The organism is Micromonospora sp. C81 (assembly GCF_018070425.1).
Taxonomy (GTDB): Bacteria; Actinomycetota; Actinomycetes; order Mycobacteriales; family Micromonosporaceae; genus Micromonospora; species Micromonospora zamorensis.
Genome location: NZ_JAGPXS010000002.1, coordinates 284,463 through 300,075, shown reverse-complemented (window position 1 = coordinate 300,075; position 15,613 = coordinate 284,463). Strand labels below are relative to the sequence as shown.

At 73.1% G+C, this 15,613-nt stretch carries 13 protein-coding genes; 5 read left to right on the top strand and 8 right to left on the bottom strand.

The genetic code is table 11. From position 1 onward, the window contains the following. Positions 1-21 precede the first annotated feature (21 nt). The 3 genes from KBX46_RS04910 (at position 22) to KBX46_RS04900 (ending at position 2,136) form a co-directional block, all read left to right on the top strand. Positions 22-621, top strand: a complete 600-nt coding sequence (locus tag KBX46_RS04910) for a DUF3618 domain-containing protein (RefSeq protein WP_210791180.1) — start codon at positions 22-24, stop codon at positions 619-621. Next, a complete protein-coding gene (locus KBX46_RS04905; RefSeq protein WP_210791178.1) occupies positions 590-1,477 on the top strand; it encodes a hypothetical protein in 888 nt (295 codons plus the stop codon). Before KBX46_RS04910 ends, KBX46_RS04905 begins: the two co-directional genes overlap by 32 nt. A gap of 149 nt (positions 1,478-1,626) precedes the next feature. Then, the gene (locus tag KBX46_RS04900) at positions 1,627-2,136 is read left to right on the top strand and encodes a GNAT family N-acetyltransferase (RefSeq protein ID WP_210791176.1); all 510 of its coding nucleotides are present in this window, start codon (positions 1,627-1,629) and stop codon (positions 2,134-2,136) included. Between the two features lie 69 nt (positions 2,137-2,205). Here the strand turns inward: KBX46_RS04900 and KBX46_RS04895 are convergent, their stop codons facing one another. The 8 genes from KBX46_RS04895 to KBX46_RS04860 all read right to left on the bottom strand — a co-directional run bounded on the left by KBX46_RS04895 (position 2,206) and on the right by KBX46_RS04860 (position 11,477). Then, on the bottom strand, positions 2,206-3,129 hold the full coding sequence (locus KBX46_RS04895; protein WP_210791175.1) for an SMP-30/gluconolactonase/LRE family protein: 924 nt from the start codon (positions 3,127-3,129) through the stop codon (positions 2,206-2,208). Positions 3,130-3,231: 102 nt separating this feature from the next. Continuing rightward, complete coding sequence (locus KBX46_RS04890) at positions 3,232-5,457, bottom strand: AAA family ATPase (RefSeq protein ID WP_210791173.1); 2,226 nt, start codon at positions 5,455-5,457, stop codon at positions 3,232-3,234. 36 nt (positions 5,458-5,493) lie between these two features. After that, positions 5,494-6,021: a hypothetical protein gene (locus KBX46_RS04885; protein ID WP_210791171.1), complete on the bottom strand. Its 528-nt coding sequence runs from the start codon at positions 6,019-6,021 to the stop codon at positions 5,494-5,496. 38 nt (positions 6,022-6,059) lie between these two features. Next, positions 6,060-6,821, bottom strand: coding sequence for an ATP/GTP-binding protein (locus KBX46_RS04880; RefSeq protein WP_172862120.1), 762 nt, complete (start codon positions 6,819-6,821; stop codon positions 6,060-6,062). Beyond that, positions 6,799-7,284 (bottom strand): DUF742 domain-containing protein, encoded by a 486-nt coding sequence (locus tag KBX46_RS04875; protein WP_088950436.1) that lies wholly within the window; start codon positions 7,282-7,284, stop codon positions 6,799-6,801. Before KBX46_RS04875 ends, KBX46_RS04880 begins: the two co-directional genes overlap by 23 nt. Then, a complete protein-coding gene (locus KBX46_RS04870; RefSeq protein WP_088950435.1) occupies positions 7,281-7,754 on the bottom strand; it encodes a roadblock/LC7 domain-containing protein in 474 nt (157 codons plus the stop codon). The genes KBX46_RS04875 and KBX46_RS04870 overlap by 4 nt, the downstream gene beginning before the upstream one ends. Continuing rightward, complete coding sequence (locus KBX46_RS04865; RefSeq protein WP_210791169.1) at positions 7,751-10,318, bottom strand: nitrate- and nitrite sensing domain-containing protein; 2,568 nt, start codon at positions 10,316-10,318, stop codon at positions 7,751-7,753. The genes KBX46_RS04870 and KBX46_RS04865 overlap by 4 nt, the downstream gene beginning before the upstream one ends. Further along, entirely contained in the window at positions 10,305-11,477 is a 1,173-nt protein-coding gene (locus KBX46_RS04860) for a hypothetical protein (protein WP_210791167.1), read from the bottom strand. The genes KBX46_RS04865 and KBX46_RS04860 overlap by 14 nt, the downstream gene beginning before the upstream one ends. A 373-nt stretch (positions 11,478-11,850) precedes the next feature. Here KBX46_RS04860 and KBX46_RS04855 point away from each other — a divergent pair, with 373 nt between their 5' ends. Together KBX46_RS04855 and KBX46_RS04850 are read left to right on the top strand one after the other, a co-directional pair. Beyond that, the gene (locus tag KBX46_RS04855; RefSeq protein ID WP_210791165.1) at positions 11,851-14,715 is read left to right on the top strand and encodes an alpha/beta fold hydrolase; all 2,865 of its coding nucleotides are present in this window, start codon (positions 11,851-11,853) and stop codon (positions 14,713-14,715) included. Then, entirely contained in the window at positions 14,715-15,611 is an 897-nt protein-coding gene (locus KBX46_RS04850) for an ABC transporter permease (RefSeq protein WP_088950431.1), read from the top strand. Before KBX46_RS04855 ends, KBX46_RS04850 begins: the two co-directional genes overlap by 1 nt. Positions 15,612-15,613: the final 2 nt, after the last annotated feature.

Sequence of the window (15,613 nt, the reverse complement as noted above, 5' to 3'; positions counted from 1 at the left end):
CGAGTCGGGAGGAGACAGATCGTGTCCAGTGATCCGGATCGGATCCGGCGGGAGATCGAGACCACCCGCACCGAGTTGAGCTATGACGTCGACGCGCTGACTGACAAGGTCAACCCGCGTCGGATCGCCGGTGACCGTGCCGGGCAGGCCCGGGATGCGTTCACCCGAGCGAAGGAGAAGATGATGGGCAGCTCGAGTCACATGGGGCAGGAGACCGGCCAGCGGGTGTCCCACGCGGCTGGCTCGGTCCGCGACGAGACCCGTTCTCTCGGGCAGCAGTCCCGCGAGCGGGCTCAGGGCAACCCGATGGCCGCTGGCCTGGTCGCCTTCGGCGTCGGCCTGCTGGCTGCCTCGCTCATCCCGCCGAGCGGGCGCGAGCGGCAACTCGCCGGACGGGCCCGCGACATGGTCAGCGAGCACTCCGATCAGCTGCGTGAGCAGGCGAGTCAGGTCGGCCACCAGGTGCAGGACAACCTGCGGGAGCCCGCACAGCAGGCGGCACAGTCGGTGCGCGCCAGCGCACAGCACGGGATGTCCGCGGTAGGCGACCAGGGCCGCTCGGCCGCCCGTCAGGTGCAGGGAGAGGCCCATGGGGCCGCCGACGACCTTCGGCAGCGCTGACCCGATGGGCGCGTCGGGGCCGGGGCGGGCGATGCGGGTTCACTCCGCGTCCGCGCCGGCCCCGGCCCGGCCGGTCAACGAGGACCTGGTCTTCCGGTTCGGTCCGCTGGTCGGCGTCCTGGACGGCGCGACAGTGCCGGACGGCTTCGACACCGGCTGCGTTCACGGGCCGGAGTGGTACGTCCGGCACCTGGCCGCCCGGATCGGTGTGGCGGAAGCGGTCCGCCCGGCGGCCCGGCTGACCAGCAACCTGGCCGCGGCCATCCTCGCCGTACGCGCCGACCACGGCGGGCAGTGCGACCTCGACCATCCGGGCACCCCGTCCAGCACGGTCTGCCTGCTGCGTGACTGCGGCGACCAGGTGGACTACCTGGTGCTCTGCGACAGTCCACTGGTCCTGGACACCGGCGGCCAGGTCAGCGTGGTGACCGACAACCGGCTGGACACGGCCATGGCGGAGCTGCGGGAGACGGTCGCGGCCGTGCCGGGTGGTGGGGCGGACCCGGTCACCCGGTTCCGGCACGCCGTGAGCGTCCAGCGGGAGCGGATGAACCGCACCCACGGCTACTGGGTCGCGGCGGCGGACCCCGACGCGGCCTTCCACGCGGTGACCGGGACCCTGCCACGGCACGGCCCGGCGGCGGTACGCCGGGCGGCGCTGCTCAGTGACGGCGCGTCCAGCGCGGTCGAGCAGTTCGGGTTGACCGACTGGGCCGGTCTGCTGGACCTGCTGAGCACCGACGGGCCGGGCGGGTTGATCGACCGGGTCCGGGCCGCCGAGCGCGACCACCCGGATCGGCTGCGCCGGCACAAGCCCACCGACGACGCCTCGGTGGTGTTCTGCGAGTTCGAGTAGGCGGATCAGAAATTTTCTACCCCGACGGGTGACAACGGAGCGTGAGGAGGAACACCCACGCCGCCCGACCGGCCGGTACGACTGACCGGACCGCCACTGGATGTCCAATGGGGTGGACTTCGACCATTGAGGCCGGCAGACTGCGGCACGTGGCGGGTGCGGTCCGGCTGGAGCCGGTGGACGAGCAGAACCTGGAGCCGTTGCTCTCCGTAGCGGCTGCCGAGGCCGAGCCGGATGACGTGATGCCTCCGGTCGAGGCGCCCGCAGGTTGGTCGCTCGCCCGCCGGGAGGCGTTCCGGGACTTTCACCGGGCCAGTTTCGGTGGCCTGGACGGCCCTACCGGTTCCCAGATGTACGCGATCCTCGTCGGCGGCGAGGTCATGGGCATGGTCCGGATGACTCGCTGTGACGAGCCCGGCACGGTGGAGACCGGCATGTGGCTCGGGCGCTCGGCCCGGGGCCAGGGGATCGGCGTCGTCGCCCTGCGCGAGCTGCTGAACGAGGCCGCACGGGCCGGCATGCGGGCCGTCGTGGCGGAGACGACCCGGGACAATTTCGGCGCGGTCTCCGTACTCGAAAAATGCGGCGCGAAACTGCGCGAGGACGGCGGAAAGGTGCACGCGGAAATCTGCCTCGACTCGACGCCGCCCGCGCTCTGAGCGAGGCCGGTCGACGGTGACCCCGGTTGGTCGGCGGCGACCGCGGTGGGCCACCGCCGACCACCTGAATCAGGCTGGCACGCGGACGATGTCGTAGTCGGTGCTCGGCGTCGACTCCACGTCGAACCGGCCGTTGACCACGTACAACGCCGAGCCGAGCAGGTCGCCGGTGGCTGGCGACCGCAGTTGCGAGCCGGTGATCTCCCGCTGGACCACCCCGGCGGTGTAGCCGGCGTTCATCCGGACCACGGCGATGACGTTGGTCAGGTTGCGGATCACATAGAGGGTGCGCCCCCGCAGCACCAGCCCGTCGGCCCGCTCCACCGAGTAGCCACCGAGGTCGACGACGCGGCTGCCGCCGGTGCGCGGGTCGACCCGCACGAGCTGACCGCTGAGCATCTGCGCGACCAGCAGATCCCCGTCCGGCAGCGCCACGATCCCATTGTGGTAGACGTCCGGCGTCGCGGCCGGGCCGGTGAGCTGGAGGACCCGGAACGCGGTGGGGGCCGGCAGGCGACCACCCGGACCCAGCGGTACGACGTACAGGACCTGCCGGCCCGAGTCGGTGAAGTAGACCGCCCGGTCCGTGATCACCAGGTCGTTGACGTAGCTGCCCGGCTCATCGGTGAACTGGTAGTGGGCCAGCTTGGCGCCGGTGCCCGCGTCGTACACGCTGGCGCCGCCTCCGGAGAAGTCGGCTGTCCAGAGTCGGCCCTGTGGGTCGAGCTTGAGGCCCGCCTTGTCGGTGCCCGGTGTGCCGGGGATCAGCACCGACCCGCGGCCGGTGCGTAAGTCGCCCCGCCACACCGCTCCGTCCAAAATAGATCCCACGTACACGGTCGTCCCGCGACCGATCGTCAGCCCTTCGGGGGTGAATCCGTTCGGCAGGGCGATCCGGGCCGGGAATGGCTTCGCCGGATGAGCGGTCGCCGGTGCACCAACCGTGACCAGGGTCGCCGCCGCCACCAGGGGGACGAGGAGGAGAGAGGACAACTTGCGCAAGGAACACCGCCTGACGTCGCAGTGGATGACTCCACTGAGGAAAATGACGTCCTAGGAACGCTCGGGGTGTTACGAAAGGTTGTCCTTCTCTGATCACTCCCGGTTGGCGGCGTACGCGGCCAACCAGGCGACCTGGGCCGGGTCGAGTGACGGGCGTACCCGCGCTCGCGCGACCGCGACGTGTTCGGCGGTCACCGTGGCGGCGGCGAGCGACTCACGCATCGCGGCCAGCGCCGCCTCCCGGACCAGCGCCGCGCAGTCCGCCGCGGAGAAGCCGGTCAGCTCGTCGCCGAGGGCGGCCAGGTCGACGTCCGGGGCCAGTGGCACCTGTCGGGACGCGGCCCGCAGGATCTCCGAGCGGGCCGGCCCGTCCGGCGGTGGCACGTAGACCAGCCGTCCCAACCGGCCTGGTCGCAGCAGCGCCGGGTCGACCAGGTCCGGCCGGTTCGTCGCACCGACCACCACCACGTTGCGCAGCGTCTCCACCCCGTCCAGTTCGGTGAGCAGCGCGGCGACCACCCGGTCCGTGGTGCCACCGTCGGTGGCCTGGCCGCGTACCGGGGCCAGCGCGTCCACCTCGTCCAGGAAGATCAGGGTGGGAGCCGCCTCGCGAGCACGGCGGAACAGCTCCCGGACCGCGCGCTCGCTCTCGCCGACCCACTTGGAGAGCAGCTCCGCGCCCTTCACCGACAGCACGTTGGCCCGCCCCGACCCGGCCAGCGCGGTCACCAGATAGGTCTTGCCGCAGCCCGGCGGCCCGTAGAGCAGCACGCCGCGTGGCGGCTGCACCCCGAGCCGGGCGAACGTGTCCGGGTAGGTCAACGGCCACAGCACCGACTCGGTCAAGGTCTGCTTGACCTCGTCCAGGCCGCCCACGTCGTCGAGGGTCACCGAGGCCAGATCCAGTGTGGACGCGGCCATCGTGGTCGGCCGGACCACCTCCAGTGCAGCGCTGAAGTCGGCCATCGACACCGTGGGCGTCTCGGCGGACTTCTGCCGCAGCGCCGCGCGTACCCCGGCCTCCCGGACCAGCGCGGCCAGGTCCGCCGCGACGAACCCGGGGGTACGCGCGGCCACCTCGTCCAGCCGGACGTCGTCGGCCAACGGCACCTGCCGGGTGAGCACTGTGAGTTGTTCGCGGCGCAGCGCCTGATCGGGGAGCGGGATGCTGATCCGCAGCGACAGCAGGTCAGGCGCGCGCAGTGCGGGATCGGCCGCCTCCGGTCGGCTGGTGGTGCAGACCACGGCGACGCCGGCTCGAATGCACTCGGTGAGCACCTGGCGGAACACCGTCGCCACCGGGCCGGGACTCTCCGCTGGCGCGAGCGCCTCGACGTCGCTGACCAGCAGCACCGCCGGCCCGCCGTCCCGGGCTTTCGCCGCCGCGCCGCGCAACCGGTCGGCTGCGGCCTGGTTGGTCAACGCGGCCACCTCGGGCGCCCAGAGCGGATGGACGCGGGCACCCACCCGGGCGGCAACGGCGTGGACGAGCGCCGACTTTCCCGAGCCCGCCGGGCCGACGAGCAGCACGCCCAACGAGATGGTGGTGCCCAGCCGGCCCAGCACCTCCCGGTGGTGGAAACCGAGGTCGAGCAGCTCGGTCAGCTCCTCGGCCTGGGCCCGCAGCCCGGGCAGCTCGTCCACGTCCGGCGCGTCGTCCGGCATGTCGGCCGCCGGCGTCGCGTCGGTCGCCCCGCGCGGCCGGCCAGGCTCGGTGTCGACCGGGGTGGGCCCGCCGTGGGTGGTCGCGCCATGCTCCCAGGCGATCACCGTGTTCATGGTGACCAGAGCGCCGGCCGAAGGTTCGATCGCGACCACGGTGAGCAGGGTGCTGGTCCAGGCGAAGCCGACCGTGTTGGCCAGGCTGCGTCGAGCCGCCTCGACCAGGCTGCGCACCGACGCGTCCGGCAGCACGTCCTGCGGCAGCAGCGACACGTCGTCGCCCGCGGTGAGCACCTTGCCCAGCAGGGCGAGCCGGAGCATCTCCGGGCTGACCGCCGCGACCACCTCCACCGGGCCGGCCAGGACGACCCGGCCCGCCGGGGTCAGCGGCACCGGAGTGAGGAGCACCTGACCGCCGTCGCGCAGGCCCAGGTTGCCCAGGATCAGGTCGTCGGCGTACAGCAGGGCGCTGCTCGCGCCCGGCGCAGCCGCCGCCACGATCCCGGCTGTCTCTCGGCGGCCGACAAGCCGGACCGGGTCGCCGGGGCGCAGCCCCAGCGCGGTCAGCGCCTCCGGGTGCAGCCGGACGATGCCCCGTCGGGCGTCCAGCGCGGCCGGCCGAAGGCTCGCGGTCAAGGTCAGGTCGGGTTGCGCCACTGCCCGACCGTAGCCGCCGACAGCCAGCCTTGCCGGTCAGCGCCGCGGATCCAGCTCGTCCAACAGCGACGGGTCCCGTCGGATCAGCTCGGCCAGCCGTGCCGCCGGGTCCGGGGCCAACCCGTTCGGGCCGGGTGCCCAGCCGGGAACGGTCCGGCCGGACAGCGGCCAGGTCGGTGGAGGTGTCACCGGTGCCACCGGCGGTGCCGCCGGGGGCACCGGCCCGACCGTGACGTCCGGCCCGTCCCAGGAAACCCGCAACGGGTACGTCCGCCCGGCGTGCTCCACGTGCACGGTCACCGCCAGCCCCGGGTGGGCGCCGACGATCTGACGCACCGCCTCGGCCACCTCCTCGACCGGCCCCCAACCGGTCACGTCGGCCGAGGGGTCCGCCCCCGCGTGGCGGGGACCGTGGCCGCCCGGCACCGCATCGCGCTCGTCGCCGCGCGCGAGCTCGGGCTGACCCGAGGGCGGTGTGGTGTCGGCACGGTCGTTGACCCGTCGGCGTAGTGCCTCCTCGCGCCGGGCCAGTCGGGCCAGCGTCTCGTCCAGGTCACCCCTCACCACAGACCTCCTTCCCGCCACGGCCGGAGCCGGTCAGCTCAGGCCCTCCGGTCCCGCGTAGCCCTGTCCAGCGCACGGTCCAGGACGACCAGCAGGGCGTCCCGCACCGAGAGCCGGTCCCGGGCGTCGAACTGCACCAGGGGAACGTGGTCGCCGATGGCCAGCGCCCAGCGGATCTCGCCGAGTTCCAGGGCCAGCCGCCCGTCGAAGGCGTTGACCCCGACGACGAACGGCAACCCGGCCCGCTCGAAGAAGTCGATCGCAGGGAAGCAGTCGTCCAGCCGGGCGCTGTCCACCACCACCAGGGCGCCGAGCGCACCCCGGGCGAGGTCGTCCCACATGAAGCCGAAACGGGACTGCCCCGGCGTGCCGAACAGGTAGAGCTTGAGGCTGCGGTCGATGGTCACGCAGCCGAAGTCCATGGCCACCGTGGTGGTGGTCTTGGATGATCGGGCGCCCGGGTCGTCCACGCCGATCCCGGCGGTGGTCATCTCGGCCTCGGTGGTCAGGGGCGCGATCTCCGAGATCGCGCCCACTGTGGTCGTTTTGCCCACCCCGAAGCCGCCGGCAACCAGAATCTTGACCGGGACCGGCGGCGCGGCGGGTCTTCCGACCGGCGGCGATGACGCCCGCGTAGCGGACGGAGGCTGGTACGGCGGCGGCGGTGCGCTCGACGGCGGCCCGGCCCGCCCGACGATCGGCCCGGTGCCCGATGACATGCCGTACCGGGCGGCGGCGCTGTTCGCGGCGACCCCGCCGAGCGGGGCGACCGGCCATTCAGGAGATCGCACGGAGTCCATCAATCACTCGCAGGATGAGGTTGGGGTCGAGAGCGTCGTCGGTGTCGGTGACGTGCACGTCCAGGTGCCCGGCCGCCCGGAGGTCACCGACCAGGACCCGCGTCACCCCGAAGTGCAGCCGGGTGCGGGCCGAGATCTCGGCCACCGAGATCGGCTCGGCGCAGAGCGCGATGATCGCCTGGATCTCCGGTGCCATCAGGACCCCGGGAGGGCTGCTCCACCAGCCGCTGTCCGGGCGGACCGTCACCTGCGTCTCCAGCCCGATCGCCGGATCGGCACCCGCCACCCGCCCTGAGGTGAGCACGAATGGACGGGGACCGGCCGGCCCACCGCCGCCCTCCTCCGGCTCGGGCAGCGCCGGGGCCGCCACGCTCTCCCCGGTCGGGGAGAACGCGCGCAGGTACGGGCGGATCCGGACCCGGGGGTCCGGGTCCGGATCCTCGCCGGCGACCTCGGGGGTCATTGTTGGACGGCGTTCTTCAACTCGACGATCAACCGCGGGGTCAGGGCGCCACCGGCCCGCCCGGCGAAGAGCGTCATCTCGTACGCGACGGTGCCCAGGTTGGCCGACCGGTCTGCGACGACCCCGAGCACGGAACCGCTGCTGATCGCGCTGATCAGCAGATAGCCGTCGGCCATGTCGACGATCACCCGGTTCAGGCCGCCGAGCGCGTACCAACTGGCCGCCCCACCGGCGAGGCTGGTCATTCCGGAGACCACGGCGGCCAACCGCTCGGCGTTGGACCGATCCTTGATCGCCGACATGGCCATCAGCAGGCCGTCCGAGGAGACCGCGATCGCCTCCAGGACCCCGGCGGTGCTGGAGGTGAAGGAGTCCAGCAGCCAGTTGAACGTGCGAGCCTCCGGGCTGAGGTCCCCGATGGCGCCGGTCGGGCTCTGGTCGACGTTGTCGTGCAGGAAGGGGCTGGTCACCGTGATGATCCCTCTTCGTTCCGGTGGTCTGGGCTGACTTCGCGGAGAGCGCGGGCGACGCCCTCCTCGAACTCGCTGATCTGATCTCGGACCTCGGCCGGGTCACCGAGGTGCGTACTGGGCGGCTGGCAGGCCGGGATGGCGGTCAGGTTCGCCCCCGGCACCCGCCGGCTCAGCCGGCCCCGACCCGGCGTGCCATCCGACGGTCCCGCGTTGTCCGTCACCGTCGGGCCGGCGCCACCCGGTGTGCTCGGCAGGTCGACGGTCACACTCGGGTCCGCCATGGTCGACCGGACACCGGCTGCGGCCTCGGCCCGGCGTACCCCGGCCTGGAACGCCTCGACCAGGGCGCGGGCGGCGGCGGGGTCCGCGGCGGTGGCGTCCACCGGCCGGGTCGGCGCGGCGGTGGCGTGCAGGCTGGCCCCGGGCACCCGCTGCCGGACCCGTGGCCCGGCCGGCGTGCCCGACGGCTCCGGCGCCTGGGGTGCGGGAGCGACCTGCTCCGTCTGGCCGGGGCCGAACGCGTTCCAGGACGGGCCGGCCTCCAGGCTGCGGGTGGCTCGGCTGAGCAGGTCCGAGTCGAAGCGGGCCGGCGCGGCGACGGCCGTCGCGAGGGACCGCGTGTCGTGGTCGTCGACCGCCGGGGTGGCCGTACGTCGGTCCCGTGCCGGCACGGCAGCCCGGGCCACGGCGGCCCCGGCCCGGTCGGCGCGGCGCAGCACCAGTGACGCCGACGGGATCTCCAGGTGTGCGGTCACCCCACCGCCGCCGGTGGCGGTCAGGCCCACCTCCCAGCCGTGGCGACGGGCAAGCCGGCCCACCACGAACAGGCCCAGCACCTCGGTCGGTGCCAGGTCGAGCCGTTCCCGGCGGGTGAGCCGGGCGTTCTCCTCGGCCAGCCGTTGCTCGCCCATGCCGATGCCGTGGTCCACCACGGTGATCCGGGCGCCGAGGCCGGACGCCTCGGCGGCAACCAGCACCCGGGTGTGCGGCGGGGAGAAGACTGTGGCGTTCTCCATCAGCTCGGCCAGCGCCAGGATGAGGTCACCGACCACCGCCGGCGCGGCCGAGATGCCCGCCGGCACCCGCACCTCCACCCGGGTGTAGTCCTCGATCTCGCCCAGCGCCAACCGGACGACGTCGGCCAGCGGCACCGGCGCGGTGTGCGCGTCGGCCCCGGCCGCGCCGGAGAGCACCACCAGGCTGCCGGCGTTGCGCCGCAGCCGGCTGGAGATGTGGTCGAGGCGGTACAGGTGCTCCAGCCGGCCCGGGTCGGCCTCCTGCTGCTCCAGCCGGTCGATGAGGGCGATCTGCCGGCCCACCAGGTTCTGGGTGCGCCGCCCGACGTGACCGAACATCTGCGCCACGTTGCGTCGGCCGGCGACCTGCCGCTCGACCAGCCGCGCGGCGGTGGTCTGCACCCGGTCGAAGGCCCGCGCCAGGTCGCCGATCTCGTCGTTGGCCCGGACGTCCACCGGCTCCAGCCGGACCGCTTGTGGGCTCTCCGTCTCGTCGTCGGTGACCCGGACCAGCTCGGCCTCGGCGACCCGGGCGACGCGGTCGGCCGAGCGGGTGAGGCGGGTCAGCGGTCGGGCCACCGTCCGTGCGACCGCCGCACTGAGCATCACCACCAGCATCAGGATCAGCACCGTCGCGGCACCGACCAGGTACGCGGCGGTCAGCGCCCGGCGCTGCTCGGCGGTCACCTCGGTGAGCACGTCGGCGACCAGTTTCTTCTCGACGAACTGGCCGAGTCGGATCATCGTGCGGACGGCCGGGAAGAGCGCCTCGATCGGCACGTCGCGGACCGCGCCGGCCGGGTCCCGGGCGCTGGTGACCAGGAAGTCGGGGCTGGTACGCGCGGCCACCGCCGCGTCGTTGAGCTGGGCCACCGCGAGCTGCTCGGGCGTGATCAGGGCGCGGAAGCGCCGACTGTCGACCTGGAGCGCGGCGATGCACGCCACGTAGGCGGCGCTGGTGTCCGGGCTGCCGATGACCTTGACGAGCACGCTCAGGGTGGCGCAGGCGCCCAGGCCCTCGTCGGCGCGGAGCAGCCCGTCGAGGGCGAGCACCTGACGGCCCGCCTGCGTCTCGGTGTCCACACCGAACGCCAGCCGCAGCGAGTCGATCATGCCCACGTTGACCGGGCCGAACGCGTTCATCACCTGCCCGGGGTTCGCGGCCCGGGCCAGCACTGCCGTGCGCAGGTCGCTGAGGCTGGACACACCGTCCAGGGCACGGTCGACGCGGTCGGTCAGCGCGTCACTCCCGTCGGCCCGCAGGTCGGCCACCCGGTCGTCCACGTCGGCGGACTTGCGGATCAGCTCACTCCGGTCGACCCGGCCGAGCAGGAAACCGACGGAGAGGATGCGTTCCTGCTGGAGGTCCTGGACCAGGCTGCCGACGCGACTGGCGAGTCGTACCCGGTCGGCGGTGTCGCCGGCCCGCTGTGCCGCGGCCACCCGGTCGAGCATCACGGGCACGGCCAGGCCGACCATGCTGAGCAGTGGGATCACCACGAGCAGCGCGAGCTTGCCGCGGATGCGGAGCCTACCGAGCAGCATCGAACGCCCCCCACTGCGCGGTCTCCGGGGCCCGGAGCGCGCCGGTCGGTTGCAGCTCTCGCGGTTCGGAGGCGGCCGGTTGCCAGGGGTCTGCCCGGGACGGGGTGTCGGGGGCTTCCGTGTGGGTCGTGGCCAGGGCGGCCCGGCGTCGGGCCCGGCGACCCGCACCGATCAGCAGTGCGGCGAGCCAGCCCAGCAACAGCACGGCGACGACCCCCGAGGCGATGGTCAGCCAGCGGTCCCGGTCCAGCCCGTCGATGCGCTCGACCAGCAGGGCGTCCAGTTCGGCGAGGATGACCGGCTGAAGTTGGCGCGCCGCGCGGTGCGTGTTGAGCCCGGCGGCAGCCAACTGACCCTGGTCCACGCCTCCGCGGCCGGGGGTGGAGAACGCAGCCAGCGCCTCCACCGAGCGCTGGTAGGTGTCGAGCGGGGTCAGCACGTTCGCGCCGAGATCGGTGCTCTCCGAGCCGTCCACGGCGGAGCGCAGGTTGTCCACGACGTCGTTGGCCGGCGCCAGGGCGGTGACCCGCAGGCCGGTCAGCTCCATCAGGCCACGGGGTTGCTCGGCGGCGGGGCGGCGGGAGATCAGAGTGCCCAGGTCGGCGAGCCGGCCGGCGGCCACCACCGCCTCGGGCAGCTCCTCGCCGACGCTGTCCTGGAGGAAGAAGGAGTCCACTGCGGGGTCGCGTACCAGCCCGGAGCTTTCCCGGACCTTGCGGTGCAGGGCCAGCAGCAGGTCGGCGGCCTCGCCGTACGCGGTGTAGGCGGACTCCGGGTCGGCGGGGCTGCGGCCGCGCAGTGCTTCCAGCTTGGCGCGTACCCCTGCCCAGCGCTCCTGGCTGAGTAGCTCGACGCCGATGCGGGCGTCCACGGCGGCGGCCTTCTCGACCGCCTGGTCCAACGCCTCCCGGGCGACGGGGCGACCGTTGACCGCGGCCGACTGGGCCTCGACCAGGGCGTCGGTGACCCCGGCCAGGGCACCGAGGTACTGCACGCCGAGTCGTTCGCGGGCGGCCAGGGTCCGGTCGTCGCTGGTCTGCTGCCAGGCAGACGTGACGAGCAGACCCACGGGCGCCAGTAGTGCCCCGACGAGCAGCAGCGGCAGCAGTCGGCCCAGCGTGGACGGCCGTCGACGGGCCCGCGGCGCGGGGACTGTCATGTGTGTCTCCTCCGGCGGGGAAGCGCGAATTGGCGCGGTCTCGGGTCAGCCGAAAAGTCCCGTGCACCGGACCGGAAAACTAATCGAACCGCCTACCAGTCAGACCTCAGTCGGCGAGTCAGGTTCGCGTCAGTTCGAGCAATGTCAGCATTTGTCCGCGCCTCCGGCCCACTTTGTTTCGTCGATGGGTGTGACATGGAGGGATCGAGGTGGATATCCGGCATAGATCGGAATTCACGGAATCCGAAGTCAACTCACTGTGCCGCGTCCGACGTTGCGCGCTCGCACCCATCTCGACACCGATCGGGGCAACCGGACGGACGTACGGCGGATCTCAGCCAACGCTCAGGCTGCGGGCCGTACCGTGTGCCGCATGACATCGCCGTCGCCGGCCGCGTGGTTCCGGCGTGCCCTGCCCACCCGCCGTCGCGCGATCGCCGCAGCGGCGGTCGTCGTCCTGCTGGCCGCCGCCGTGACCTGGGCGGTGTGGCCGCAGGGGCCGGGCGTACGCACCGAAAGCGCGATGCTCACCGTCCGCTCCGGACCGTCCGGCGACCAGCCGGTGGACCTGGACACGACCTTCTACCTGCCCGACGACGCGTCGTCCGGGCGGAAGGTGCCGGCGGTGCTGTTGGCACACGGGTTCGGCGGCACGAAGGAGTCGGTGCGCTCCGACGCGGAGGAGTTCGCCGGGCGCGGCTATGCGGTGCTCACCTGGACGGCCCGGGGCTTCGGCCGCAGCGGCGGTGAGATCCACCTGGACAGCCCGGACCACGAGGTGCGCGACGCTCAGCGGCTGCTGGACTGGTTGGCGGCTCGGCCGGAGGTGCGCACCAACGCCGCCGGTGACCCGCAGGTCGGTGTGGTCGGCGGCTCGTACGGCGGCGGGTTGGCACTGCTGCTGGCCGCCCAGGACAGTCGGGTCGACGCGATCGTCCCCATGATCACCTGGAATGACCTGTCGCGTGCCTTCCTGCCGGAGAGCACCGGTGGAGCGCCGACCGAGGGCGTGTTCAAGAAGGGCTGGGCCGGTCTGTTCTTCGGTGGCGGCGGCAACGTGGGTTCCGGGCCGGCCGGGCTGTCCGGTGCGACCGCCGCCCAGCCGCAGGGAGCCCCGGAGTCGGCCGGTCCGCCCAGCCCCGGGCCGGGCGCTGGCCCGGGCACCGGTCCCGGTGGCGCCCCGGCCGGTGCCGCCGACCCGTCCTGCGGCCGGTTCGCCGCCGCCGTGTGCGCCGCGTACCTGCGGATCGCCACCACCGGTCAGGCCGACCAGGCCGCCGTGGACCTGCTGCGCCGATCCAGCCCGGCGGGTGTCCTGGACCGGATCAAGGCGCCCACCCTGCTGGTGCAGGGTGAGGCGGACACCCTCTTCCCGCTCGCTGAGGCGGACGCCAACGCGCGCGGCATCGCCGCCGCCGGCACCCCGGTGCGGGTCGCCTGGTTCACCGGCGGGCACGACGGTGGCAGTGGACCCCGCTCGGACGAAGACCGGGTGAAGTTCCTGACCGTCCAGTGGCTCGACCACTACGTCAAGGGCGAGGGCGACGCGCCCGGCGACGACTTCACCTGGTCGCGGATCGCCGGCTTCGACGCGCTCGACAGGGGTCTCGTCGCCACCGGCTTCCGCCGCGCCGACTACCCGGGCCTGACCGGCAACGCCCGCCGGGAGATCCCGGTCGCCGGCCCGGCCCAGCCGATCGCCAACCCGCCCAACGGCAACCCGGCCGCGATCTCCTCGATCCCGTTCGCCGGCGGGCTCGCCTCGCTGCTGGACGGCGTGGCCGGTGACGTGCCCGGCCAGCACGCCCGGTTCGAGTCGACGCCGCTGACCGAGGCGGTGGACGTTGCCGGTGCGCCGACCGTCACCGTGCGGGCCGCGTCGCCCACCGGCGAGGCGGTGCTCTTCGTCAAGCTCTACGACGTCGACCCGGACGGCGCGGCCACCCTGCCGAACGGGCTGGTCGCCCCGATCCGGCTCACCGGCCTGCCGCAGCAGGTGCAGGACGCCCGCCCGGTCACCGTGACGCTGCCCGGGATCGTCCGACGGGTGGAGGCCGGCCACCGGCTGCGCCTCGTCGTGGCCACCTCCGACCAGGCGTACACCACGCCCGCCCAGCCCACCGTCTACACGGTGGCGGTGGACGGCGCTGTCACCCTGCCCACGGTCAGCGGCGAGCCGATCCCCACCGCCGCGACGCTCTGGCGCTGGGTGCTCGCCGGCCTGCTCGCCGCCATCGCGGTCGGGCTCGTCGTGGTCGTCGCCGTGGTCCGCCGCCGGCACCGTCGCCAGGACCGCTCGGTGCACCCGGAGTACGCGGACACCCCGCTGGCCGTGCGCGCACTGCGCAAGGAGTACGCGGACGGCTTCGTCGCGGTGTCGAACGTGGACTTCGAGGTGCACCCAGGTCAGGTGGTGGGTCTGCTCGGGCCGAACGGCGCCGGCAAGACCACCACCCTGCGGGTGCTGATGGGGCTGACCCAGCCGACCGCCGGGGAGATCTACGTCTTCGGTCGCCGGTTGGTGCCCGGCTCGCCGGTGCTGTCCCGGATCGGCGCGCTGGTGGAGGGCCCCGGCTTCCTGCCGCACCTGTCGGGTCTGGACAACCTCAAGGCGTACTGGCGGGCCACCGGACGGCCGTGGGAGGACGCGCAGTTCGACGCGGCGTTGGAGATCGCCGGACTGGGCGACTCGGTGCACCGGAAGATCAAGAACTACAGCCACGGGATGCGTCAGCGCCTCGCCATCGCCCAGGCCATGCTCGGTCTTCCCGAGCTGCTGGTGTTGGACGAGCCGACCGACGGGCTCGACCCGCCGCAGATCGCCGAGATGCGCCGGGTGCTCCAGCGCTACGCCACGGACGGGCGCGCGGTGCTGGTCTCCAGCCACCTGCTGGCCGAGGTGGAGCAGACCTGCACGCACGCGGTGGTGGTCAACAAGGGCCGGATCGTGGCGTCCGGGCCGGTGGAGGAGATCGTGGGCGAGTCGCCGAGCGTGCTGTTCGACGTCACCGACCCGGTGGCGGCGCGCGCGGTGCTGGACCGGCTGCACGGGGTCCGGGTCCTGCCGGAGAGCGACGGCCAGTTGGTGGTCGACACCAACGGCACGGCCCGCAGCGAGGTGGTGGCCGAGCTGGTGCGCGCCGGCATCGGAGTGGACCGGGTGGTGCCCCGGCGGCGCCTGGAGGACGCGTTCCTCGCCCTGGTGGGCGAGAACTCTCGGGGAAGCGGTGACCGGTGATGGCAGGCTCTTCCGTCGAGACGCCGCTGGGCGTGACCGACCCGGCCGGTGCGGCCCGCGGTTACCGGCCGTCGGCCACCATGCCCTTCGCGGCGGAGTTCCGGCGGCAGGCGTCCCGGCGGCGCACCCAGCTGGCGCTCGGGTTCATGGTGCTGCTGCCGCTGATCATCCTGATCGCGTTCCAGTTCGACTCGGGCGGCGACGACGACAACGGTCGCAACGAGTTCTCCAGCCTGGTCGAGCTGGCCACCTCGGGTGGCCTCAACTTCACCCTGTTCTCGATCTTCGTCTCGGCGTCGTTCCTGCTGGTGGTGGTGGTCGCGCTGTTCTGCGGCGACACCGTCGCCAGTGAGGCGAGCTGGGGCAGCCTGCGCTACCTGCTGGCGATCCCGGTGCCCCGGGCCAGGTTGCTGACGGTGAAGCTGGTGGTCGCGCTCGCGTACTCGGGGCTGGCCCTGATCCTGCTGGCCGGCACCGCGCTGCTGGCAGGGACCCTGCGCTACGGCTGGTCGCCGCTGCGCAGCACTGTCGCCGCCGAGCTGGAACCCACCGAGGGGCTGCTCCGGTTGCTGGCGGTGCTCGGCTATCTGGCGGTCGTACTCCTGGTGGTGGCCGGGCTGGCGTTCCTGCTGTCGGTGACCACGGACGCCGCGTTGGGCGCGGTGGGTGGTGCGGTGCTGCTGTGGATCCTGTCCAGCATCCTGGACCAGATCACCGCCCTGGGCGCGGTACGCGACTTCCTGCCCACCCACTTCAGCACCGCCTGGCTGGGGTTGCTCTCGACCCCGGTGCAGACCGACGACGTGGTACGCGGCTGCATCTCGGCGATCAGCTACGCGACGCTGTTCTGGGGGTTGGCGTTCTGGCGCTTCACCCGCAAGGACATCACCAGCTGACG